This is a genomic window from Mycolicibacterium obuense (genome assembly GCF_055397605.1).
Map to the genome: position 1 here is coordinate 2,462,230 of NZ_AP043663.1, position 23,059 is coordinate 2,485,288.

Here is a 23,059-nt window from a genome sequence, read left to right on the forward strand (position 1 = left end):
ACTTTCACATGGCAGGGCTTCTGGAAGGCAAGCGGATCCTCGTCACGGGGATCATCACCGACTCGTCCATCGCATTCCACATCGCCAAGGTGGCGCAGGAGGCCGGCGCCGAACTGGTACTCACCGGCTTCGACCGGATGAAGCTGATCCAGCGGATCGCCGACCGGCTGCCGAACCCGGCGCCGCTGATCGAACTCGACGTGCAGAACTCCGAGCACCTCGACTCGCTCGCCGACCGGATCACCGCCGAGATCGGCGAGGGCAACAAGATCGACGGCGTGGTCCACTCGATCGGCTTCATGCCGCAGACCGGCATGGGCATCAACCCGTTCTTCGACGCACCTTACGAGGACGTCGCCAAGGGCATCCACATCTCCGCGTACTCCTACGCATCGCTGGCCAAGGCCGTGCTGCCGATCATGAATCCCGGTGGCGGCATCGTCGGCATGGACTTCGACCCGACCCGGGCGATGCCGGCATACAACTGGATGACGGTCGCCAAGAGCGCGCTGGAATCGGTGAACCGCTTCGTCGCCCGCGAGGCCGGCAAGGTCGGTGTGCGCTCCAATCTCGTTGCTGCCGGCCCGATCCGGACGCTGGCGATGAGCGCGATCGTTGGCGGTGCGCTCGGCGAGGAGGCCGGCGCGCAGATGCAGCTGCTCGAGGAGGGCTGGGATCAGCGCGCCCCGCTCGGCTGGAACATGAAGGACCCGACGCCGGTCGCCAAGACGGTGTGCGCGCTGCTGTCCGACTGGCTGCCGGCGACGACGGGGACGATCATCTTCGCCGACGGCGGGGCGAGCACCCAGCTGTTGTGATCGGACACCGTCATGTTTGACGCGCTGCTGCTGCTGTCCTTCGGCGGTCCCGAGGGCCCCGAGCAGGTGATGCCGTTCCTGGAGAACGTGACTCGGGGCCGAGGCATCCCGCGGGAACGGTTGGCCAGCGTCGCCGAGCACTACCTGCATTTCGGTGGCGTGTCCCCGATCAACGGCATCAACCGCGATCTGATCACCTCGATCGAGGCCGAGCTGGCCCGCCGTGGTGCGGACATCCCGGTCTACTTCGGCAACCGCAACTGGCACCCGTTCGTCGAGGACACCTTTGCGCACATGCGAGACAACGGGATTCGCCGCGCCGCGGTGTTCTCTACCTCGGCGTGGGGTGGCTACTCCGGCTGCACCCAGTACCAGGAGGACATCGCTCGCGCCCGTGCCGCCGCCGGCCCCGAGGCGCCGGAGCTGACGAAGCTGCGCCAGTACTTCGACCATCCGCTGCTGATCGAGATGTTCGCCGACGCGATCCGCGACGCCGCCGCCACGCTGCCCGAGGAGCTACGGGCCGACGCGCGTCTGGTGTTCACCGCCCACTCGATACCGCTGCGTGCGGCCAACCGGTGCGGGCCGGATCTCTACGAACGTCAGGTCGGCTACACCTCCCGGTTGGTCGCGGCCGCGGCGGGCTACGCCGACTTCGATCAGGTGTGGCAGTCGCGCTCGGGGCCGCCGCAGGTTCCGTGGCTCGAACCCGACGTCGGAGATCACCTCGACGCACTCGCTGCGGCGGGCACCAAGGCCGTGATCGTGTGCCCGGTCGGTTTCGTCGCCGACCACATCGAGGTGATCTGGGATCTCGACAGCGAACTCGCCGAGCAGGCCGAGGCAGCCGGGATCGCGTTGGCGCGGGCCACGACTCCGGGCAGCAGCCCGCGGTTCGCGCGCCTGGCGGTGGATCTGATGGACGAACTGGTTCAGCAGGCGCCTGCCGCGCGGGTGGACGGGTCCGATCCGGTGCCGGGTTTCGGGTGCAGCGTCAACGGCGCCCTGTGTACCCCGAACTGCAGTTCCTAGGTCTTTTCTAGCGCCGCCACGCCGACTGCAGGATCGCATCGACGGCGGACAGGCGCGCCGAGCGGACCACCGCGGTCAGCGGACGCAGCGCATCGGTGGCCAACTGCACCTCTGACGAGCTCTGCCCGATGGGCAGCAACCCGGAGCTGACCGCGATGATCGCGTCGACGTGCGCAGCGTTCTCCAGCACCCGAACCGCCCGCTCGGGCGCGTGGTCCGGAACGCGGTGTGCGCGGTTGGCTTCGAGCACCTGCTCGACGAGGCGGCGCGGATCGGCGACGTCGGCACCCGTGGCCCCGGCCCGAAGTGCGACCAGGGCGTCGGCGGCCGATCGGACTGCGTCGCGCAGCCCGTATTCGGCCTCGCCGAGATCGAGGTGCGCGGTCACCGGCGCGCGCTCCAGCGAGTACACCGTCCAGGACAGGCCGCACAGCTCCGGCTCGAACTCGTCCTCGTCGACCGGGTCGGCGTACTCGTCGGCGTACTCGAAGTCGGGCACCACGCCGATCGCGGCCCGCGAATCACCGACGATGATCGCCTCTCCGGCAGAGATCGCGTCGCGGCCGAACTGGGTGCCCGGCGGCAGACCCCGGACGTCGCCGGGCACCGGCAGAGCCAGGGCGATCGCGGGCTGCGCACTCGCCGGCCGGGCCACCGTCCGCATCGTCTGCAACAGCGACATGACGCCTGTGTTGTCCAGATCCGGCCACGGCAGGCCGGTCCGGTCGGCGGCTGCGGAATCGTAGGCCGTGACCGAATGCGATTGCGTCCACAGGGATAACGCATCCAATACGTCGTCGGGCGCGGCGACACCGGCCAGCCAGGAATTCGCCCACACCGAGAGCGTTGCACTGGGACACCACATGCGGCGCAGTGTAGTAGTTGACTGCGCACTTGATGGTCCCGAGCCAGAGCAGGTCGCGCGTAGGCTTCCGGTATGCCCGTACCGCTGATCTGGCTGATCGCAGCACTGGCGTTGGCCGGCGCCGAGGCGCTGACCGGAGATCTGTTCCTGCTGATGCTCAGCGGTGGGGCGCTGGCCGCGGCGGGGTCCAGCTGGCTGCTCGACTGGCCGGTGTGGGTCGACGGGCTCGTGTTCCTCGTGGTGTCGGTGCTGTTGCTCGTCGGGGTCCGCCCCGCGTTGCGCCGCCGTATGCAGGCGGGCACCGGGCTGCCCGAGCCGGTGAAGGCCCTGGAGGGCAAGAGCGCGATGGTGCTCGATCGCGTCGCCCGGGATGCCGGCCAGGTGAAGCTCGCGGGGGAGATCTGGACGGCGCGGCCCTACAACGAGAACGATGTCTATGAACCCGGCGACCAGGTGACCGTCGTGCACATCGACGGCGCCACCGCGGTCGTGTCGAAGATCGCCTGAGAGGAGTTCACGGTGGAAGGTGCCGTCGCAGGACTGGTCCTGCTGGGTGTGCTCGTGGTGTTCGCGATCATCATCGTCGCGAAATCGGTGGCACTGATCCCGCAGGCCGAAGCCGCGGTGATCGAGCGGCTGGGCCGGTACAGCAAGACCGTGTCGGGGCAGCTGACCCTGCTGCTGCCGTTCGTCGACAAGATCCGCGCCCGCGTGGATCTGCGAGAGCGGGTGGTCTCGTTCCCGCCGCAGCCCGTGATCACCGAGGACAACCTGACGGTCAACATCGACACGGTGGTGTACTTCCAGGTCACCAACCCGCAGGCCGCCGTCTACCAGATCAGCAACTACATCGTCGGCGTCGAACAGCTGACCACGACAACACTGCGCAACGTCGTCGGTGGTATGACTCTGGAGCAGACGCTGACCTCCCGTGATTCGATCAACGGGCAGTTGCGCGGCGTGCTCGACGAGGCCACCGGCCGGTGGGGGTTGCGCGTCGCCCGTGTCGAACTGCGCAGCATCGACCCGCCGCCGTCGATCCAGGATTCGATGGAAAAGCAGATGCGTGCCGACCGGGAGAAGCGCGCGATGATCCTGACCGCCGAGGGCAACCGGGAAGCGTCGATCAAGCAGGCCGAAGGCCAGAAGCAGGCCCAGATTCTGGCGGCTGAGGGTGCCAAGCAGGCCGCGATCCTGGCCGCCGAGGCCGACCGTCAGTCCCGGATGCTGCGTGCGCAGGGTGAGCGCGCCGCGCAGTACCTGCAGGCCCAGGGCCAGGCCAAGGCGATCGAGAAGACGTTCGCCGCGATCAAGGCCGGCCGGCCGACGCCCGAACTGTTGGCCTACCAGTACCTGCAGACGTTGCCGCTGATGGCCAAGGGGGAGGCCAACAAGGTCTGGGTGGTGCCCAGCGACTTCGGTTCTGCGCTGCAGGGTTTCACGAAGCTGCTCGGCGCGCCCGGCGACGACGGCGTGTTCCGCTACCAGCCGTCCCCGTTGGAGGACGGGCTCGCCACGCCGGAGGACGACTCGGCCGAGGTGGCCGACTGGTTCAACACCCAGACCGATCCGGAGATCGCGCAGGCCGTGGCCCAGGCGGTCGCGGAGGCCCGCACCCCGGTCGCCGGTTCGCTCGGCAGCGGGACGCAGTATCCGCCGCTGTCGCAGCAGGCGCAGCCCCCGGCGACCGATTACACGCAGCCGGAGGCGCCGCGGCACGGCGCCTCCGACCAGTGACCGCGGCGGCCGCGCTGCACTCGCGGCGGACCTATGCGGTGCTCGCCGCGATGCAGGCCGGCGACGCGGTGGCGTGTATCGGTCCGATCGCGCCGGTGCGTGCGGCGCTCGACGCTGTCGGCCTCCCCGAGAACGTGCGCCCGGTACTGCCGATCGTCAAGGCCGCATCGGCGGTGGGGTTGCTGTCGGTGTACCGGTTCCCCGCACTGGCTCGCCTGACGACGTTCATGTTGACGGTGTACTTCACGCTGGCCGTCGGTGCCCACGTCAGGGCGAAGGACTGGAGTCCTGGGCTGGGGGCGGCGGCGTCGCTGCTGGCGCTGTTCGGGTCGATGACGGTGCAGGGGCCGCCGCGGCGCGCCGGTGTGAGCGCACCTCGAAGCTGAGTCCCGCTACACCGAGGGCGGCCGTGCACAGCGACACCACGAAGAGCAGGGGGCTGACATTGCCTGTCAGCGCGTCGCCGAGGACGACCACCGCGGCGGTGCCTGGCAGCAAGCCCACGATCGTGGCCAGCGTGTACGGCAGCAGCCGGACCGCCGAGGCGCCCGCCGCATAGTTCAGCACCGAGAACGGCACGGCCGGGATCATCCGCATCGCCATCACAGCGACCCAGCCGCGTTCGCGCAGCCGGGCGTCCAGCGCATCCACCTTTGGGTGGCTGACCAGCTTGTTCAGCTGCCAGCCCGCGGCGCGCACGAGCAGGACCGCGAGCACCGCGCTGAGCGCGCTCGCCACGACGGCCAGCGGAATGCCGAGGTAGGGCCCGAACAGGAGGCCGGCCGCGAGGGTGAACGCCGTGCGTGGGAACGGGAACACCGTCACCACCACGTGCGCAGCCAGGAATGCCAGCGGGAACCAGGCGCCGAGGGAGGTGGCCCAGTCCCGCAGCTGCACCGCGGTGGGCAGCGGAACCAGCAGCACGACTGCGACGAGAATCACACCCGTGCCGACCATGGCCAGAAGCCGGGTCCGCGGCACTGCGCGCAGGGCGGCGAGCACGGCCGCCGGCACGGTGCGCAGCGCGCTGACGACGGGTTTCACGACATTCCACCCTACGGGTAGGGCCATGATCACCTCGCGCGACCGACGTGAGGAACATCATTTAGCCTGAAGGCTGTGCAGACAACGGGCGATGTCGACCGATGGCGTTCTGCGGTAGCGGGTGTGCTGGCCAAGGCCAGCCGCCGCGATCCGGCCGAGCTGGGTGCTGAGCCGGAGCGCGCGCTCGACTCAGAGACCTACGAGGGCTTCCCGATACGCCCGCTCTACACCGAGGCCGACGAGCTGGCCGAGCCCGCGCTGCCGGGCCGGTGGCCGTTCGTCCGCGGCGGCGACGCACTGCGGGACGTCAAGTCCGGCTGGAAGGTCGCCGAGGTGTTCCCGGCGGGGGCATCGAGCGTCGAGCAGACCAACGGTGCGATCTTGCTCGGGCTGACCGAAGGCGTGAGCGCCCTGTCGTTGCGGCTCGGGCCGGGCGGCATCGACCCCGCCGATCTCGATCGCGCCCTCGAGGGTGTCTACCTGGACCTGGTGCCGTTGGTCGTCGAGGTGACCGGTGACGGTCCGGTGTACCGGGCCACCGCCGAGGCGCTACTCGGCATGCTGGCGGGTCTCGACGGTGACCAGCGGTCCCGGCTCTCGGTGGACCTCGGTGGCGATCCGCTGGTCGCACCGCTCGCCGACCGCGCCGCGCCGACGCTGGCCGATGTCACCGACGTCGCCGCGGCAGTGGCCGAGGGTCACGACGGTCATGTTCGGGCGGTCACCGTCGACGGGCCGGCGCTGCACGATCTCGGCGCGAATGCGTCCTGGGAGCTCGGCGCGGCGATCGGTGCGGGCGTCGCGTACCTGCGGATACTGACCGACGCCGGCCTGCCCGTCGCGACCGCGCTGCGTCAGATCGCCTTCCGTGTCGCCGCCGACGACGACCAGTTCATGACGATCGCGAAACTGCGTGCGGTACGCCAACTCTGGGCCCGGGTGGCCGAGGTGGCCGGAGCACCCGAGGCCGGGGCGGCGACCGTGCACGCGGTGACATCGCTGCCGATGATGGCTCAGCGAGACCCCTGGGTGAACATGCTGCGGACCACGGTGGCGGCCTTCGGTGCGGGCGTCGGGGGATCGGACACGGTGCTGGTGCATCCGTTCGACGTCGCCATCGAGGGCGGATTCCCCGGCACCGCAAGGACATTCGCGCGGCGCATCGCCCGTAACACCCAGCTGCTGCTGCTCGAGGAGTCTCACCTCGGGCGCGTGCTGGACCCCGCCGGCGGCTCGTGGTTCGTCGAGGACCTGACGCGCAGTGTCGCCGAGGAGGCGTGGCGCAACTTCCAGGAGATCGAGGCCGCGGGCGGTTTCGAGGCGGCACGCGAGCAGGTGCAGGCGCGTATCGCGGAGGTCGCCCAGCGCCGCAGCGTCGACATCGCCCACCGCCGGACCGCGGTCACCGGTGTCAACGAGTTCCCCAATCTCGCCGAAGTGCCGTTGCCGCAGGGTGATCCGCTGCCGACCGTACGCCGCTACTCCGCGGATTTCGAGGCGCTGCGTGACCGCTCCGACGCGTACCTGGCGCGCACCGGCTCTCGGCCCACCGCGGTGCTGCTGCCGCTGGGCCCGCTGGCCGAGCACAACATCCGCACCACGTTCGCGGCGAACCTGTTGGCTTCCGGTGGCATCGACGCGGTGAACCCGGGAACGGTCACCGCCGACACCGTGGCCGCCGTGCTCGCCGACGGGGCGGGCGCCGAGGTCGCCGTCCTCTGCGGCACCGACGCCCGCTACGGCCAGGAGGTCGCCGCCGTCGTCGCGGCCGCGCGCGCCGCCGGGGCCGACCACATCCTGTTGGCCGGCCCGGAGAAGGCGGTGGCCGGCGCTGAGCCCACACCTGACGGCTATGTGACCGCGAAGATCGACGCGGTCGCCGTGCTGTCGGATCTGCTGACTCGATTGGGGGCCTGAAGGTGACCGCTACTGAACCCCGGAACACGGCCATCGAGAGTTTCGCCGACGTCCCGTTGCGCGCCGAAGGTGACGGCGCCGCGCCGACCCCCGAGCAGGTCACGGAGACGACGGTCGCGGCGGCGGAGGCGCACGGCTACACGGCCGACCAGCTGGACTGGGTCACACCCGAGGGCATCGACGTCAAACCCGTCTACATCGGCGCCGACCGCGACGCCGCCGTCGCCGCCGGGTACCCGCTGGGCAGCCTGCCCGGACTGCCGCCGTTCGTGCGGGGCCCCTATCCGACGATGTACGTCAACCAGCCGTGGACCATCCGGCAGTACGCCGGATTCTCCACAGCCGCCGAATCGAACGCGTTCTACCGCCGCAATCTCGCCGCCGGGCAGAAGGGCCTGTCGGTGGCCTTCGACCTGGCCACGCACCGCGGCTATGACTCCGATCACCCCCGGGTGGCCGGTGACGTCGGAATGGCCGGTGTGGCCATCGATTCGATCCTGGACATGCGCCAGCTCTTCGACGGCATCGACCTGGGCTCGGTGTCGGTGTCGATGACGATGAACGGGGCGGTGCTACCGATCCTGGCGCTGTACGTGGTGGCCGCCGAGGAGCAGGGTGTGCCGCCGGAGAAGCTCGCCGGGACCATCCAGAACGACATCCTCAAAGAGTTCATGGTCCGCAACACCTACATCTATCCGCCGAAGCCCTCGATGCGGATCATCTCCGACATCTTCGGCTACACCAGCGTGAAAATGCCCAAGTTCAACAGCATCTCGATCTCGGGCTATCACATCCAGGAAGCGGGGGCCACCGCCGATCTCGAGTTGGCGTACACGCTGGCCGACGGCGTCGAGTACATCAAGGCCGGCCTCGACGCCGGGCTGAACATCGACTCCTTCGCGCCGCGGTTGTCCTTCTTCTGGGGCATCGGGATGAACTTCTTCATGGAGGTCGCCAAGCTGCGTGCCGGGCGCCTGCTGTGGAGTGAGCTGGTCGCCGAGTTCGGCGCCGAGAACGCGAAATCGCTGTCCCTGCGCACGCATTCGCAGACATCCGGTTGGTCACTGACCGCGCAGGACCCGTTCAACAACGTCGCCCGCACGTGCGTCGAGGCGATGGCGGCGACCCAGGGCCACACGCAGTCGCTGCACACCAACGCCCTCGACGAGGCGCTCGCTCTGCCCACCGACTTCTCGGCGCGCATCGCCCGCAACACCCAGCTGCTGCTGGCTCAGGAGTCGGGCACCACCCGGCCCATCGATCCCTGGGGCGGCTCCTATTACGTGGAGTGGCTCACCCACCAGCTCGCGGAGAAGGCGCGCGAGCACATTCGCGAGGTCGCCGAGCACGGCGGCATGGCGCAGGCGATCAACGAGGGCATTCCAAAGCTGCGCATCGAGGAGGCCGCCGCGCGTACCCAGGCGCGCATCGACTCCGGCCAGCAGACGGTGATCGGCGTGAATCGCTATCAGGTCGACGAGGACCACGAGATCGAGGTCCTCAAGGTCGAGAACAGCAGGGTGCGCGCCGAGCAGATCGCCAAACTCGAGCAGCTGCGTAGCGAACGGGATGAGCACGCGACTCGATCTGCCCTCGACGAATTGTCCCGTGCCGCAGCGGCTTCCGGTCGGGCCGGAGAAGACGGGCTGGGCAACAACCTGATGGCGTTGGCGATCGCCGCCGCGCGCGCCAAGGCGACGGTCGGAGAGATCTCCGACGCGCTGGAAAAGGTGTACGGCAGGCACCAGGCCGAGATCCGGACGATCGCCGGGGTGTACCGGGACGAGGTGGGTATGGCCAGCAATGTCAGCAGCGCCACCGAGCTGGTGGCCAAATTCGCCGAGGCCGACGGTCGCCGGCCCCGCATCCTGGTCGCGAAGATGGGCCAGGACGGTCACGACCGCGGGCAGAAGGTGATCGCGACGGCGTTCGCCGACATCGGCTTCGACGTCGACGTCGGTTCGCTGTTCTCCACGCCGGACGAGGTGGCGCGCCAGGCCGCCGACAACGACGTCCACGTGGTCGGGGTCTCGTCGCTGGCGGCGGGACACCTGACGCTGGTGCCCGCGTTGCGCGACGCGCTGGCCGAGGTCGGCCGGCCCGACATCATGATCGTGGTCGGCGGTGTCATCCCACCGGGCGATTTCGACGAGCTCTACGCCGCCGGGGCCACCGCGATCTTCCCGCCGGGCACCGTGATCGCCGACGCCGCGATCGGTCTGCTGACCAAGCTCGGCGAGCGCCTCGGCTACGCGCTGAGCTAGATGACCTCTCCCGTCGAACTGGCTGCCGCGTTGCGCGGCGGCGACCGCTCGGCGCTGGCCCGCGCGATCACCCTGGTCGAGTCGACGCGCGCCGATCACCGCCAACGAGCCCAGGAGCTGCTGCTCGAGCTGATGCCCGAAGCGGGCAGTGCCCTGCATGTCGGCATCACCGGGGTGCCCGGGGTGGGCAAGTCGACGACCATCGAAGCGCTCGGCATGTATCTGATCGAGCAGGGGCACCGCGTCGCGGTGCTGGCCGTCGACCCGTCGTCGACACGGACGGGTGGTTCGATCCTCGGTGACAAGACCCGGATGGCGCGGCTGGCTGTGCACCCGGACGCCTACATCCGCCCGTCGCCGACGTCGGGGACGCTCGGTGGAGTCGCCAAGGCGACCCGGGAGACGATCGTGCTGCTGGAGGCCGCCGGCTACGACGTGATCTTGGTCGAGACCGTCGGAGTCGGACAGTCCGAGGTGACCGTCGCCAACATGGTGGACACGTTCGTGTTCCTGACGCTGGCACGGACCGGGGATTCGCTGCAGGGCATCAAGAAGGGTGTCCTGGAGCTAGCCGACGTCGTCGTGGTGAACAAGGCCGACGGTGAACACGCCGTCGAAGCGAAGGCTGCCGCGCGGGAGCTGGCCGGTGCCATCCGTTTGCTCTACCCCCGCGAAACGCTGTGGCGCCCGCCTGTTCTCACGATGAGTGCGCTGGAGGGCACGGGGCTGCAGGACATGTGGGCGACTGTGCTGCGGCACCGGGACGTGCTGACCGAGGCGGGGGAGTTCGAGGCGCGGCGCCGCACCCAGCAGGTGGAATGGATGTGGTCGATGGTGCGCGACGCCGTGCTCGACCGGGTGCTCACGCATCCCGGTGTCCGTGAGATCCGCGCGGAGGTGGAGCGCGCGGTGCGCGACGGCGACCTGACACCGACGCTTGCTGCTCAACAGATCCTGGATGCCGCGGAGCGCCCGGCGAAATCGTTAGATTAACGAATCGGTAACTCTGCACCGCTTTGCCACGCCCAGGAGTATGTTCGTTGCATTGTGACGGGCGTCAATTCCGACGAGCGCAACGAGGCGCTTCCCCACGGGGTGCAGGGAGCTGCAGACCCCGCGTTTGCCTGGGCGGTCCGGGCGTTCAAGCAGATGTTCCCGCACCGTCGTTTCGGCGGCGGCGCGCTGGCGGTGTACCTGAACGGGGAGCCTGTCGTCGACGTCTGAACCGGCTGGTCGGACCGTAGAGGCCGGCGGCACTGGACGGCTGACACGGCGCCCATGGTGTTCTCCGCGACCAAGGGCGTGGCGGCCACGGTCATCCACCGTCTCGCCGACCGAGGCCTCATCGACTATGACGCGCCGGTGTCCGAGTACTGGCGGGAGTTCGGCGCCAACGGCAAGGCGAAGATCACGGTGCGCGACGCGATGCGCCATCGGGCAGGGTTGTCGCATCTCAACGGTGCCGCAGGCACCGACCTGATGGACCACTTCGTGATGGAGGAGCGGCTCGCCGCAGCGCCCGCGAGCTGGCTGATCGGCCGCCCGGCCTATCACGCGTTCACGTTCGGCTGGCTGCTGTCGGGGCTGGCCCGGTCGGTGACGGGCACCGGGATGCGCGAGCTGATCCGCAGGGAGGTGGCGGCACCGCTGAACACCGACGGGCTGCACCTCGGGCGTCCGCCGGTGCACGCCCCGACGCAGCCGGCTCGCATCATCGGTCCGCAGAGCAAACTCCAGAACCCGTTGTTCAACCTGGTCGCGCCGCACCTGGCCGCCCTGCCGATCTCGGCGGGCTTCGGCGCGATGTACTTCCCGGGCGTCAAGGCGTTCGTGCAGGGCGACACCCCGCTGCTCGACGGCGAGATCCCGGCGGCCAACGGCGTCATGACCGCCCGGGCCTTGGCGCGGATGTACGGCGCGATCGCCAACGAGGGGCGCATCGACGGCACGCAGTTCCTGTCGCGCGAGACGGCCTCGGCGTTGGTGGGCAAACGCAGCCTGCGTCCCGATCACAGCCTGATCATGCCGTTGTCGTTCCACCTGGGCTATCACGGACTGCCGCTCTTCGGCATCCTGCCCGGGTTCGGGCACGTCGGTCTCGGCGGCTCGCTGGGGTGGGCGGACCCGGAGCGCGGGTTGGCCTTCGGCTTCGTCCACAACCGGCTGCTGACCCCGTTCGTGGTCAGCGATCAGGCCGGATTCGTCACCACGGCGGCACTGATCCGGCGTGGTGCTGCGGTGGCCCGGAGCCGCGGTTACCGGCCGGTGCCGGATTTCGGGGCACCGTTCTCCGACGTGACCGCGACCGCCGTATGAGTCGGCCCGGGGTGGCGACTCGGGTCAGTGCTGTTTGCTGAACACTGCAATCGCGATCCACGTCGTCGCCAGGCGGCGGAACGGAAGCGACCATTCCTCGTCCGGCACCCGCGCCATGGTATCGCTGTTTTCGCTCAGCGGATAGGTACGCCACTCGGTTGTCTCGGAATGGATGCGCTCGCGTCTTCCCTTTGCCGGCGACGCTGTCAGGTGCCGGCGCGGGTGAACCACTTGGTGCGCAGCCGCCACGAATGCGCGGAGGTCAGCGCGAAGCCGGCGCCGCACGCACACGCGAACACCCACACCAGCGTGGTGCCCTGCACGGTCTGCAGGGTGGGGATCAGCGCGGTCACGACCCGCACCACGCACGCGATGATCCCCATCGCGGACGCGAACAGGTAGATGTTGGCGACGTGTCGAGAGCGGGGATCGCTGCGCAGGATCAGAAGCGCCCGCGAACCGTACATGAGCAGGTAGATCAGCATCCCGCACAGCAGCAGCCAGTAGAGGTTCAGCCACAGGTCGGTGGGCACGTCGAAGAAGTCGGGGCGGTAGATCGCCGCGCCGTTGCCCATCCAGAACGCGGCCAGCAGCAGCGGGATGCACAGCGTCGCCGGCCGCTCGACGAACTGCTTGAAACGCTGGTGCATCGCGTGGTCGGATTCCAGCCGGCCGAGGGTGTTGTAGACGACTGCGGATGCCGCCACGATGTAGGCATCGTGGCCGATGTAGTCCTCGAGGTTCCACTTGCCCGTCAGTGAATAGAGCCAGTGGCCCACGGTCTCGGAGGCCCACGGCGACATCAGCAACACGGCGACGCCCTGCAGGGCGACGTTGAGTGTGGCGGCGACCTCCCAGCGCGAAGACCAGGTGACACGCCGGATCCACAAGCTCCACGCGATGCACAGAAGCGTGATCGCGATGAGAGTTGCAATGGCCATCGGGGGTCTGTTTCTTACAGGGGTGGGGCGTCGAGACGGGGCGTCAGTTCGGACAGGCGGGGCCGGCGCTTGGTCCCTGACGTCACGGTGGCCGCCGCAGCCTGTCGGGTCGCCACCGAGGCGCGGGCGGACTCGACGTAGGTGAACACTTCCTGGCGGGTCATCAGACCGAACTGGATCTGGAGATCGGGATAGCTGAGGTCGAAGCGATCGGCGACGCGGCGGAGCTCTTCGGCGTTCGGGTAGTCGGCCTCTTTGATCCGCCGGTAATACGTGCTGCTGGACGTGCCGAGTGCGTCGTAGATGTCTTTGGCGTCGATCTCCCCGTCGAGCAGGTAGTCGAGCAACGCCTTGAGCTGTCTGCCGTTCTCGTCCGTCCTGGGCACCTGAACACTGTAAACCGCGGACGGCCATCGGGGCAGCCCTCAGGGCAAACAGGTCAGAGTTTCCTTAATTGACACGGCCGTCACAGTTTTGGGAGCAGTCTCCCAATTCTGGGACATCCGCGCTACGGTTAGCTGCATGGTCGCTCCCTTCCTGCCCGACGAGGTCAAGCACGCCGTGGTCGCCGCAGCGCCGATAGCGCTGGACATCTTCGACCGGGACCCGGCGGTGTCGGCACCGCCGCAGTTCGTGTCCTGCGCAAGCACCCCGTCGAGCGAACTCGCCGCGGAGCTCGAGTACACAGCGGAGTGGCTCGCTGTGCGGAGCGAGGAGATCCTGCTCGCCGCCCTCGGTCGTGCGTTCGGCCGCACCCGGGGCGACGGTGCTGTCGCCGTCACCGTCCGTAGCGCGGCAGTGGCGCCCGCGCACCCGGTCACGCTGCTGTGCGCGGCCGGCTGGCCGATGGGTCCCAGTGAGATGCTGCAGGGAGCGCACAACGCGTTGCTGCCCGATGCAAACCACCCCCACTCGCCCGCCGACGTCACGCTGGCGGTCGACACCACGGCTGGCGAGCCGGAGTCTCCACTCCAAGTGCACGTGCGCCACACCGCCGACGGGCTGACCGTCGACTGGACCTACGACGCGGCTCGGCTGGACAGCTACTCGGTCGAGGAGATGGCCGAGCAATTCGGCCTCGCGCTGATCGAGATCACCTCCGACGCCGGCGCGCCGCTGTAGCCGTCCCCGTTAGACTGGCGGGAACTGGCGTCGATCCGGCCATCACCGGGGAGCCTTCGGAAGAACGGCGTGCGTAGCGCCTACTAGACCCGAACGGGTGGGCCCGTCACAGCCCGCGAACGAGCGGCGCACCCCCGGTGCGCAAGCGGGGTGGTACCGCGGCGCTCGCGCACCGCGCGACGTCGTCCCCGTGCCTGATGGTTGGCACAGGAGACAGACGGTGAGCGCGTACCCCAAGCCGGCGAGTGGATCGCCCGACTTCCCGAGTGTGGAACTCGAGGTCCTCGACTACTGGGACCGTGATGACACGTTCCGCGCGAGCATCGCCAACCGCGACGGGGCGCCCGAGTACGTGTTCTATGACGGGCCTCCGTTCGCCAACGGTCTGCCGCACTACGGACATCTGCTCACCGGCTACGTCAAGGACATTGTGCCGCGCTACCGCACGATGCGCGGATACAAGGTCGAGCGGCGTTTCGGCTGGGACACCCACGGGCTGCCCGCCGAACTCGAGGTCCAGCGCCAGCTCGGGATCAGCAGCAAGGCGCAGATCGACGAGCTCGGCATCGAGAAGTTCAACGAAGCATGCCGGGAGTCGGTGCTCAAGTACACCGGGGAGTGGCGCAGCTACGTCACCCGCCAGGCCCGGTGGGTGGACTTCGACAACGACTACAAGACCCTCGATCTGGGCTTCATGGAGTCGGTGCTGTGGGCGTTCAAGCAGCTGTGGGACAAGGGGCTGGCCTATGAGGGCTACCGCGTGCTGCCGTACTGCTGGAACGACGAGACCCCGCTCTCCAGCCACGAACTGCGCATGGACGACGACGTCTACCAGAGCAGGCAGGACCCGGCGCTGACCGTCGGCTTCCGCATCACCGGCGGGCCGGTGGCCGAGCTCGAGGGCGCCCACCTGCTCATCTGGACGACGACGCCGTGGACTCTGCCGTCCAACCAGGCCGTCGCGGTGAACCCCGAGGTGACCTACGTCGTCGTCGAGAACGACGGGCGGCGCTACGTGATCGCCGAGGCGCGGTTGGGCGCCTACGCCCGCGAGCTCGGGGACGAGCCCGCCGTCCTGGCCACCTATACCGGCCGTGACCTGCTCGACGTGACCTACGTGCCGCCGTTCCCGTATTTCATGGACTCGCCGAACGCGTTTCGGGTGCTGCCCGCCGAGTTCGTCAGCACGGAGGACGGCACCGGTCTGGTGCACATGGCGCCTGCCTACGGTGAGGACGACATGACCACCGCGTCGGCCGGTGGGATCGAGGCCGTCACCCCCGTCGACGCGCGGGGCCGCTTCGACGTGACCGTGCCCGATTACCAGGGGCAGCACGTGTTCGAGGCGAATCCCCACATCATTCGCGACCTGAAGAACGGCACCGGCCCGGCGGCAGCCAACGGCGCGGTGTTGCTGCGTCACGACACCTACGAACACTCCTATCCGCACTGCTGGCGCTGCCGTAATCCGCTGATCTACCGCGCCGTGTCGTCGTGGTTCATCAAGGTGACCGAGATCCGCGACCGGATGGTCGAGCTGAACCAGGAGATCACCTGGTATCCCGAACACGTCAAAGACGGTCAGTTCGGCAAGTGGCTGGCCGGCGCGCGCGACTGGTCGATCTCCCGGAATCGCTACTGGGGCAGCCCGATCCCGGTGTGGAAGTCCGACGATCCGGCCTATCCGCGCGTCGACGTCTACGGCAGCCTCGACGACCTCGAACGCGACTTCGGGGTGCGCCCGGACAACCTGCACCGGCCCTACATCGACGAACTGACCCGGCCCAATCCCGACGATCCGACGGGCCGCTCCACGATGCGCCGCATCGAGGACGTCTTCGACGTGTGGTTCGACTCCGGCTCGATGCCGTTCGGTCAGGTGCACTACCCGTTCGAGAACCAGGACTGGTTCGAGTCGCACTTCCCCGGGGATTTCATCGTCGAGTACATCGGCCAGACCCGCGGCTGGTTCTACACGCTGCACGTGTTGGCCACCGCGCTGTTCGATCGGCCCGCGTTCCGCACCTGCGTCAGCCACGGCATCGTGCTGGGCAACGACGGGCAGAAGATGAGCAAGTCGCTGCGCAACTATCCCGATGTCACCGAGGTGTTCGACCGGGACGGCTCCGATGCGATGCGCTGGTTCCTGATGGCGTCGCCGATCCTGCGCGGCGGCAACCTGGTGGTCACCGAGCAGGGCATTCGCGAAGGGGTACGCCAGGTTCTGCTGCCGCTGTGGAACGCGTACTCGTTCCTGGCGCTCTATGCGCCGCAGAAGGGGACGTGGCGCACCGACTCGACCCACGTGCTGGATCGCTACATCCTGGCCAAGCTGGCGGTGCTGCGCGACGAGCTGACGGCCTCGCTGGACGTCTGCGATATCTCGGTGGCGTGCGACCAGCTCCGGCAATTCACCGAGGCGCTGACGAATTGGTATGTGCGACGGTCACGTTCGCGGTTCTGGGAGGAGGACCGCGAGGCGATCGACACACTGCACACCGTGCTCGAGGTGACGTGCCGGCTGGCCGCGCCGCTGCTGCCCCTGGCCGCCGAGCGGATCTGGCGCGACCTCACCGGTGAGCGCTCCGTGCATCTGACCGACTGGCCGGAGGAGGGTTGCGTGCCCGCCGACGCACGACTGGTCGCCGACATGGACCTCGTGCGCGAAGTCGCCTCAGTGGGTTCGTCACTGCGCAAGGCCAAGAAGCTGCGGGTGCGGCTGCCACTGACGAAACTCGTTGTCGCCGTCAATGATCCGCAGAGGCTGGCGCCCTACCGGGAGCTGCTCGCCGACGAGCTCAACGTCAAGGCGGTGGAGTTGACCGACGACATCGCCGCGCACGGTCGCTTCGAGTTGGCCGTCAACGCACGCGCCGCCGGTCCCCGCATCGGGAAGGACGTCCAGGCGGCGATCAAGGCCGTCAAGGCGGGGGAGGGGGTGCTCAATCCCGACGGCACGCTGACCGCCGGGCCCGCGGTCCTGTTGCCGGAGGAGTTCACCTCGAAGCTGGTCGCGGCGGATCCGGAGTGGACCGCCGCGCTGCCCGACGGTGCCGGCCTGGTCGTGCTCGACGGGACGCTCACCCCGGAGCTGGAGGCCGAAGGCTGGGCCAAGGACCGCATCCGCGAGCTCCAGGAGCTGCGCAAGACCTCAGGCCTCGACGTCTCCGATCGGATCCGGGTCGTGATGTCCGTGCCCGCCGACAAAGAGCAGTGGGCGCGTGATCATGCCGAGCTGATCGCCGGTGAGATCCTCGCGACGGACTTCGCGTTCGGGGAGCCCGTGGATGGGGCCGAGATCGGCGACGGCGTACGGGTCAGCCTCGCGAAGGTCTGATCGTCAGCCGACTCTGGCGCTCTGCCCGCCGAAGGTGACCACGTCGCCTGCGCGTAGCTGACGGCCGCGGCGCGTCTCGACGGCGTCGTTGACCGACACCAGGCCGTCGGCGATCGCGCCTTTGGCGTCGGCGCCGGTGTCGATCAGGTTGGCCAGCTTCAGGAACTGGCCGAGGCGGATCGTCTCGTCGCGGATCGGTACGTCGTGCACGTCGCCCACGCTAGCCGCCTACAGTCAGCGGTGTGGGCGCGCGATGGGTCCTGCACCTGGACATGGACGCGTTCTTCGCGTCCGTGGAACAGCTGACGCGACCCACGCTGCGCGGCCGGCCCGTGCTGGTCGGCGGCCTCGGCGGCCGCGGGGTGGTGGCCGGGGCCAGCTACGAGGCGCGCCGGTTCGGGGCGCGGTCGGCGATGCCGATGCACCAGGCTCGCCGGCTGGTGGGCGCGGGCGCGGTGGTGCTGCCGCCCCGCGGCGTGGTCTATGGACTGGCCAGCCGCCGCGTCTTCCAGACGGTGCGGTCCACAGTGCCTGTCCTCGAACAGCTTTCGTATGACGAGGCGTTCGGCGAGCCGATCGAGCTCGCGGGTGCGAGCGCCGCCGAGGTCGAGGCGTTCTGTCAGCGGTTGCGGGCCGACGTGCGCACGACGACGGGTCTGGTGGCCTCGGTGGGCGCCGGGTCGGGCAAGCAGATCGCCAAGATCGCGTCGGGCCTCGCCAAGCCCGACGGTGTCCGGGTGGTGGACCGCGACGAGGAGGTGGCGCTACTAGCGGGTCTGCCCGTGCGCCGGCTGTGGGGGATAGGCCCGGTGGCCGAGGACAGACTGCACCGGCTGGGCGTCGAGACCATCGGCGCGCTGGCGGCGCTCACCGAGGCGGAGGTGGCCGACATCCTGGGCGCCACGATCGGGCCCGCGCTGCACCGGCTGGCCCGCGGTGTGGACGACCGGCCGGTCGCCGAGAACGCGCCGGCCAAGCAAATCAGCGCGGAGTCCACGTTCGCCGAGGACCTGATCACGCTGGCGCAGCTACGCGAGGCGATCGGACCGATCGGCGATCACGCACACCGTCGGCTGGAGAAGGACGGCCGCGGCGCCCGCACGATCACGGTCAAGCTCAGGCGCTCCGACATGAGCGTCCTCACCCGGTCGGCCACGCTGCCGTACGCGACCACCGAAGCCGCGACGCTGATCGGCACCGCGCGCAAGCTGCTGCTCGATCCGGTGGAGATCGGGCCCGTTCGCCTTGTGGGAGTGGGCTTCTCGGGACTGACCGAGGTCCGTCAGGAGCCGCTGTTCGCCGATACGGAGCTGACGACCCTGTCCTCCGCGGCCCAGGCCCCCGAGATGGGCATGCCGGACACGCGGACCGACGTCGCAGCGAGCGCGCCGGGCTGGCGGATCGGTGACGACGTGTCGCACACCGACCACGGCCACGGCTGGGTGCAGGGCGCCGGGCACGGTGTGATGACGGTCCGCTTCGAGACCCGGGCACACGGACCCGGCATCGCTCGCACGTTCCGCGGCGACGACCCCGGGCTGTCGCGAGCCAATCCCGTGGACAGCCTGGACTGGCCGGAGTTCGTGGATCAGCTCGGCGCCGAGTCAGCCCCAGCGGGCGAAGACGTCGGCGACCGGTGAGCCGGCAGCCAGCGCCGCCATCAGAAGGACACGGGCCTGCGGTGGCCGCAGTGTCGGCGCCAGCACCGCACCGGCGCTCACCAGGTCACGCCCCGGGCCGTAGCCGGCATTGACGCGGCCGCCGGGCACCCGCGTCGACACCGCCACCACTACGCCTGCTGCGCAGTGCCGCCGCACGCCGTCGATCAGGGCTGCGCCCACGTTGCCGGCGCCCAGCGCCTCGATCACCACACCGCGGGCCCCCGCTGCCACGTACGCGTCGAGCGCGGTGCTGTCCGCGCCGGGGTAGGCGGCCACGATGTCGACCCGCGGCGCGTCGGCGGCGCGCAACGCCCCCAGGCGGGGATGCGTGCCGGGCTCGCGCCCTGCGAAGCTCTGATCGCTGTCGGTGCTGACCTTGGTCAGGCCGAGTGCCGCGAACACCTCACCGGCGAAGGCCACCACCACACCGGCGCCGCGCATCGCCGGATCGGCCGCGACGGCCAGCGCCTGGCGCAGGTTGGCCGGCCCGTCGGCATTCGGGGCGTCGGCGCTGCGTTGAGCGCCGGTCACGACGACGGCGGCCGCGCCGGAGTAGGTGAGCGCGAGCCACAGCGCGGTCTCTTCCAGCGAGTCGGTGCCGTGGGTGACGACGACGCCGTCGACACCCTCGCGGTCTGCGCGGGCAACTGCGGTCCCGATGACGTCCCAGTCGGCGGGCACCAGTTCAGAGCTGTCTTTGCGCATCGCTTCGACGACCTCCACCACGACGCCGGCGTCGACACCGAGACCGGTCGTCAGCTCGGTGCCGGAGCGGGTGGGGCGTTTGACGCCGTCGGCGTCGGCACTGGTGGAGATGGTGCCGCCGGTGGCGATCAGGACGAGGCGGGCCATGGCTGGATTCTTCCTCACCGCCACCCTGCGATGATGGACGGCGTGACTGACGAATCCTCCAAGCCGGCCGAACCGGCGACCGGCGATGCCGCGGACCCACCGCCGGCGGCAGATACGCCCCCGCGTCGGCGCCTGCGGCTGCTCCTGGGGGTGGCCGCCGTCGTGCTGGTCGTCGACGTCGTCACCAAGATCCTCGCGGTCGAGCTGCTGACGCCCGGCCAGCCGGTCTCGATCATCGGCGACACCGTGACGTGGACGCTGGTCCGCAACTCCGGCGCGGCGTTCTCGATGGCGACCGGCTATACCTGGGTGCTGACCCTGGTGGCCATCGGCGTGGTGATCGGCATCATCTGGATGGGGCGCCGTCTCGTCTCGCCGTGGTGGGCGCTGGGGTTGGGCATGATCCTGGGCGGCGCCATGGGCAACCTGGTGGACCGGTTCTTCCGCTCGCCCGGGCCGCTGCGCGGCCACGTCGTCGACTTCTTCTCGATCGGGTGGTGGCCCGTCTTCAACGTTGCCGACCCGTCGGTGGTGGGCGGGGCGATCCTGCTGGTGGCGCTGTCGCTGTTCGGGTTCGACTTCGATACGACCGGCCGCCGGCGCGCCGGCGGTGACGGCGCGCAGTGACCACACGGTCGATGCCGGTGCCCGAGGGCCTGGCAGGGATGCGGGTCGACGCGGGCATCGCGCGTCTGCTGGGGCTGTCGCGGACGGCGGCCGCGACGCTCGCCGAAGAGGGCGGTGTCGAGCTCGACGGCGCGCGGGCGGGCAAGTCCGACAAACTCACCGCGGGCGCGTGGCTCGAGGTGCGGTTGCCCGAGGCGCCCGCACCCGTCGAGAACGTGCCCGAGGACATCGAGGGCATGACGATCCTGTACTCCGACGACGACATCGTCGCCGTCGACAAGCCCCCGGGGGTGGCTGCACACGCCACCGTCGGCTGGCACGGCCCGACGGTGCTCGGCGGACTGGCCGCCGCGGGATTCCGGATCAGCACCTCGGGCATCCACGAACGCCAGGGCATCGTGCACCGCCTCGACGTCGGGACCTCCGGGGTCATGGTCGTGGCGCTGTCCGAACGCGCCTACACGGTGCTCAAGCGGGCCTTCAAGCAGCGCACCGTCGACAAGCGCTACCACGCGCTGGTGCAGGGTCACCCCGATCCGTCCAGCGGCACGATCGACGCCCCGATCGGGCGGCACCGCGGCCACGACTGGAAGTTCGCGGTCGTCGAGGGCGGCCGCAACAGCGTCACCCATTACGACACGCTCGAGGCTCACCAGGCCGCCAGCCTGCTCGACGTCCATCTCGAGACGGGTCGCACCCATCAGATCCGGGTGCATTTCTCCGCTCTGCATCACCCGTGCTGCGGGGATCTGACCTACGGCGCCGATCCGACGCTGGCCGCGCGGCTGGGGTTGACGCGGCAGTGGCTGCATGCGCGCTCGTTGGCCTTCGCCCATCCCGCCGACGGCCGGCAGATAGAGATCACCAGTCCGTATCCGGCGGATCTGCAACACGCCCTGGACGTCCTGCGCGGTCCTGGCCGGTGAGATCGGGCCTGCTGTTCGGCGTCGGCGCCTATGGCATGTGGGGTGTGTTCCCCGCGTTCTTCCCGCTGCTGAAGCCCGCCGGCGCGGTGGAGGTGCTCGCGCACCGCATCATCTGGAGCTTCCTTCTGATGGTGATCGTGGTCGCCGCCGTGCGCCGACTGGGCGATCTGCGCGAGATCACTGGCCGGGTGTGGCTGCTCCTGACGGCCGCGGCGGCGCTGATCTCGATGAACTGGCTGATCTACGTCTACGCGGTCAACAACGGGCACGTGGTCGATGCCGCGCTCGGCTATTTCATCAACCCGCTGGTGTCGATCGCGCTGGGAATGCTCATCTTCCGGGAACGGCTGAACCGCTGGCAGATCGCGGCGCTGACGGTCGCGGTGGTCGCGGTCGTGGTGCTGACCGTCGAGGTCGGATCGCCGCCGCTGATCGGGCTGGGGCTGGCGCTGTCGTTCGGCCTCTACGGCGCGGTGAAGAAGCTGGTGCCGACCGATCCCCGCGTCAGTGTCGGGGTGGAGGCAGGTCTGGCCACGCCGTTCGCGCTCGCGTACGTGGTGGTGCTGACACTCTCCGGCCACGCGACGTTCGGCAACCACGGTGCCTCCCACGCGTGGTTGATGGTGCTGTCGGGCCTGCTGACCGCGCTGCCGCTGCTGCTGTTCGCCGCCGCCGCGCAGCGGTTGCCGATGGTGACGTTGGGGCTGCTGTTCTATCTGACGCCGGCGATGCAGTTGTCCTGGGGCGTGCTCGTCGGCCACGAACCGATGCCGCCGGCGCGTTGGGTGGGCTTCGCGTTGATCTGGGTGGCGCTGGCCGTGTTCACCGTCGACGCGGTGCGGCGTGCCCGCGCCGACCGGCGTGCCGTGCAGCCGTCCAGAACCTAGTTTTGCCGGTTTGCTGATTGACCCGCTGGCAGCAATGCCCTAACGTTTGCTCGTGGATTGCGCGACGGGCACCCGAGGTCGCGGCCGCCCCGTGGGGGCGGATTCCGAGCGGACGCGGCAGACGATCCTGCGGGCCGCCCGCGACGTCATCGCTGTGAGCGGCTATGGCGCGGCGACGTTTCAGCAGATGGCCCTGCGAGCCGGCGTCAGCCGGCCCACGTTGCATTACTACTTCGACACTCGCGAACAGGTCTACGAGGCGCTGGCGCAGGCGGTTCACGCGCAGATCGCCCGGTACATCGCGGAGGCGCGGGAGTTCCCGGAACCGCGTGCTCGGCTCGTCGCGTTCACCGAAGCCGTCGCACATCTGTGCCGCGAGGACCCGGGTGCGCTGCGGTTCCTGGTGACCATGCAGGTCGAACAGCGTCGAGGTGTGCACTGCAACGCGACGGCAGAGTCGGCCATCGCGGCGATTCACGGGTTCTACGACACCCTGGCCGACACTCGGGCCGACACCCTGGCCGACACCCGGGGCCTGGCGGACCTTCTGGCGTCGGTGTTCTGGGGCATCGCGTTTCACGCCGGATTCGTGGCGTCCGACAGTGACGGCTCGGTAGTTGCCAGGCAACTGCTTAACGTCTTCGATGAGGAATTGCTGACATCGCGCAGCGGCGCGGGCTGACGGTCACGCCGATACCTCCTCGAGACACGCG

The 23,059-nt window shown here is 69.4% G+C and carries 21 protein-coding genes and 1 pseudogene; 16 read left to right on the top strand and 6 right to left on the bottom strand.

Going from position 1 to position 23,059, the window contains the following annotated elements; genetic code table 11:
* Positions 1-8: 8 nt before the first annotated feature.
* Together inhA and ACZ50N_RS11820 are read left to right on the top strand one after the other, a co-directional pair.
* On the top strand, positions 9-818 hold the full coding sequence (gene inhA, locus ACZ50N_RS11815; RefSeq protein ID WP_046361965.1) for an NADH-dependent enoyl-ACP reductase InhA: 810 nt from the start codon (positions 9-11) through the stop codon (positions 816-818).
* Between the two features lie 12 nt (positions 819-830).
* Positions 831-1,850, top strand: a complete 1,020-nt coding sequence (locus ACZ50N_RS11820) for a ferrochelatase (RefSeq protein ID WP_464475428.1) — start codon at positions 831-833, stop codon at positions 1,848-1,850.
* A 7-nt stretch (positions 1,851-1,857) separates the two neighbouring features.
* Here the strand turns inward: ACZ50N_RS11820 and ACZ50N_RS11825 are convergent, their stop codons facing one another.
* Positions 1,858-2,715 (bottom strand): Rv1486c family protein, encoded by an 858-nt coding sequence (locus ACZ50N_RS11825; RefSeq protein ID WP_046361967.1) that lies wholly within the window; start codon positions 2,713-2,715, stop codon positions 1,858-1,860.
* Between the two features lie 72 nt (positions 2,716-2,787).
* Here ACZ50N_RS11825 and ACZ50N_RS11830 point away from each other — a divergent pair, with 72 nt between their 5' ends.
* From ACZ50N_RS11830 to ACZ50N_RS11840, 3 genes are read left to right on the top strand one after another with little or no spacing between them, the layout of a single operon-like run.
* On the top strand, positions 2,788-3,222 hold the full coding sequence (locus tag ACZ50N_RS11830) for an NfeD family protein (RefSeq protein ID WP_046361968.1): 435 nt from the start codon (positions 2,788-2,790) through the stop codon (positions 3,220-3,222).
* Between the two features lie 12 nt (positions 3,223-3,234).
* Entirely contained in the window at positions 3,235-4,452 is a 1,218-nt protein-coding gene (locus ACZ50N_RS11835; protein ID WP_464475429.1) for an SPFH domain-containing protein, read from the top strand.
* Between the two features lie 50 nt (positions 4,453-4,502).
* The gene (locus ACZ50N_RS11840) at positions 4,503-4,838 is read left to right on the top strand and encodes a DoxX family protein (protein WP_131705492.1); all 336 of its coding nucleotides are present in this window, start codon (positions 4,503-4,505) and stop codon (positions 4,836-4,838) included.
* On the opposite strand, the gene ACZ50N_RS11845 is transcribed toward ACZ50N_RS11840, so the two are convergent.
* The gene (locus tag ACZ50N_RS11845; RefSeq protein WP_133414349.1) at positions 4,720-5,496 is read right to left on the bottom strand and encodes a TVP38/TMEM64 family protein; all 777 of its coding nucleotides are present in this window, start codon (positions 5,494-5,496) and stop codon (positions 4,720-4,722) included. The two genes, ACZ50N_RS11840 and ACZ50N_RS11845, sit on opposite strands and share 119 nt — an antisense overlap.
* Positions 5,497-5,571: 75 nt before the next feature.
* Between ACZ50N_RS11845 and mutA the strand changes: the two genes are divergently transcribed.
* The 4 genes and pseudogenes from mutA to lipL all read left to right on the top strand — a co-directional run bounded on the left by mutA (position 5,572) and on the right by lipL (position 11,993).
* Positions 5,572-7,413, top strand: a complete 1,842-nt coding sequence (mutA, locus tag ACZ50N_RS11850) for a methylmalonyl-CoA mutase small subunit (protein ID WP_464475430.1) — start codon at positions 5,572-5,574, stop codon at positions 7,411-7,413.
* 2 nt (positions 7,414-7,415) lie between these two features.
* Positions 7,416-9,677 (top strand): methylmalonyl-CoA mutase, encoded by a 2,262-nt coding sequence (scpA, locus tag ACZ50N_RS11855; RefSeq protein ID WP_464475431.1) that lies wholly within the window; start codon positions 7,416-7,418, stop codon positions 9,675-9,677.
* Positions 9,678-10,670, top strand: a complete 993-nt coding sequence (meaB, locus tag ACZ50N_RS11860; RefSeq protein WP_464475432.1) for a methylmalonyl Co-A mutase-associated GTPase MeaB — start codon at positions 9,678-9,680, stop codon at positions 10,668-10,670. It abuts the gene before it with no gap.
* 54 nt (positions 10,671-10,724) lie between these two features.
* A pseudogene (gene lipL / locus ACZ50N_RS11865) lies at positions 10,725-11,993 on the top strand (esterase/beta-lactamase LipL).
* A 206-nt stretch (positions 11,994-12,199) separates the two neighbouring features.
* Here the strand turns inward: lipL and ACZ50N_RS11870 are convergent.
* A complete protein-coding gene (locus ACZ50N_RS11870) occupies positions 12,200-12,934 on the bottom strand; it encodes a hypothetical protein (protein ID WP_048422117.1) in 735 nt (244 codons plus the stop codon).
* Between the two features lie 14 nt (positions 12,935-12,948).
* Positions 12,949-13,320, bottom strand: coding sequence for an XRE family transcriptional regulator (locus ACZ50N_RS11875; RefSeq protein ID WP_133414345.1), 372 nt, complete (start codon positions 13,318-13,320; stop codon positions 12,949-12,951).
* 136 nt (positions 13,321-13,456) lie between these two features.
* On the opposite strand from ACZ50N_RS11875, the gene ACZ50N_RS11880 reads away from it, so the two are divergent.
* Positions 13,457-14,056, top strand: coding sequence for a hypothetical protein (locus ACZ50N_RS11880; protein ID WP_464475433.1), 600 nt, complete (start codon positions 13,457-13,459; stop codon positions 14,054-14,056).
* Positions 14,057-14,276: 220 nt separating this feature from the next.
* The gene (gene ileS, locus ACZ50N_RS11885) at positions 14,277-17,393 is read left to right on the top strand and encodes an isoleucine--tRNA ligase (RefSeq protein ID WP_464475434.1); all 3,117 of its coding nucleotides are present in this window, start codon (positions 14,277-14,279) and stop codon (positions 17,391-17,393) included.
* Positions 17,394-17,396: 3 nt separating this feature from the next.
* On the opposite strand, the gene ACZ50N_RS11890 is transcribed toward ileS, so the two are convergent.
* Entirely contained in the window at positions 17,397-17,612 is a 216-nt protein-coding gene (locus tag ACZ50N_RS11890; protein WP_046366256.1) for an RNA-binding S4 domain-containing protein, read from the bottom strand.
* A 23-nt stretch (positions 17,613-17,635) separates the two neighbouring features.
* Here ACZ50N_RS11890 and ACZ50N_RS11895 point away from each other — a divergent pair, with 23 nt between their 5' ends.
* Positions 17,636-19,033, top strand: a complete 1,398-nt coding sequence (locus tag ACZ50N_RS11895) for a DNA polymerase IV (RefSeq protein WP_464475435.1) — start codon at positions 17,636-17,638, stop codon at positions 19,031-19,033.
* Here the strand turns inward: ACZ50N_RS11895 and ACZ50N_RS11900 are convergent.
* Positions 18,998-19,906 (bottom strand): asparaginase, encoded by a 909-nt coding sequence (locus ACZ50N_RS11900; RefSeq protein ID WP_464475436.1) that lies wholly within the window; start codon positions 19,904-19,906, stop codon positions 18,998-19,000. The two genes, ACZ50N_RS11895 and ACZ50N_RS11900, sit on opposite strands and share 36 nt — an antisense overlap.
* 42 nt (positions 19,907-19,948) lie before the next feature.
* Here ACZ50N_RS11900 and lspA point away from each other — a divergent pair, with 42 nt between their 5' ends.
* From lspA to ACZ50N_RS11920, 4 genes are read left to right on the top strand one after another with little or no spacing between them, the layout of a single operon-like run.
* Positions 19,949-20,533: a signal peptidase II gene (gene lspA / locus ACZ50N_RS11905; protein ID WP_046364699.1), complete on the top strand. Its 585-nt coding sequence runs from the start codon at positions 19,949-19,951 to the stop codon at positions 20,531-20,533.
* Positions 20,530-21,459 (top strand): RluA family pseudouridine synthase, encoded by a 930-nt coding sequence (locus ACZ50N_RS11910; protein ID WP_046676645.1) that lies wholly within the window; start codon positions 20,530-20,532, stop codon positions 21,457-21,459. The genes lspA and ACZ50N_RS11910 overlap by 4 nt, the downstream gene beginning before the upstream one ends.
* Entirely contained in the window at positions 21,456-22,346 is an 891-nt protein-coding gene (gene rarD / locus ACZ50N_RS11915; protein ID WP_046364680.1) for an EamA family transporter RarD, read from the top strand. The genes ACZ50N_RS11910 and rarD overlap by 4 nt, the downstream gene beginning before the upstream one ends.
* A 52-nt stretch (positions 22,347-22,398) precedes the next feature.
* Positions 22,399-23,028, top strand: coding sequence for a TetR/AcrR family transcriptional regulator (locus ACZ50N_RS11920; protein ID WP_464475437.1), 630 nt, complete (start codon positions 22,399-22,401; stop codon positions 23,026-23,028).
* Positions 23,029-23,059: the final 31 nt, after the last annotated feature.

What these genes read in the sequence shown, in the direction of transcription:
- ACZ50N_RS11840 (WP_131705492.1), top strand. Translation starts at nt 4,503, where the DNA reads ATGCAGGCCGGCGACGCGGTGGCGTGTATCGGTCCGATCGCGCCGGTG.
- ACZ50N_RS11830 (WP_046361968.1), top strand. Translation starts at nt 2,788, where the DNA reads ATGCCCGTACCGCTGATCTGGCTGATCGCAGCACTGGCGTTGGCCGGC.
- inhA (WP_046361965.1), top strand. Translation starts at nt 9, where the DNA reads ATGGCAGGGCTTCTGGAAGGCAAGCGGATCCTCGTCACGGGGATCATC.
- ACZ50N_RS11900 (WP_464475436.1), bottom strand. Translation starts at nt 19,906, where the DNA reads ATGGCCCGCCTCGTCCTGATCGCCACCGGCGGCACCATCTCCACCAGT.
- ACZ50N_RS11870 (WP_048422117.1), bottom strand. Translation starts at nt 12,934, where the DNA reads ATGGCCATTGCAACTCTCATCGCGATCACGCTTCTGTGCATCGCGTGG.
- meaB (WP_464475432.1), top strand. Translation starts at nt 9,678, where the DNA reads ATGACCTCTCCCGTCGAACTGGCTGCCGCGTTGCGCGGCGGCGACCGC.
- ACZ50N_RS11825 (WP_046361967.1), bottom strand. Translation starts at nt 2,715, where the DNA reads ATGTGGTGTCCCAGTGCAACGCTCTCGGTGTGGGCGAATTCCTGGCTG.
- ACZ50N_RS11820 (WP_464475428.1), top strand. Translation starts at nt 831, where the DNA reads ATGTTTGACGCGCTGCTGCTGCTGTCCTTCGGCGGTCCCGAGGGCCCC.
- ACZ50N_RS11880 (WP_464475433.1), top strand. Translation starts at nt 13,457, where the DNA reads ATGGTCGCTCCCTTCCTGCCCGACGAGGTCAAGCACGCCGTGGTCGCC.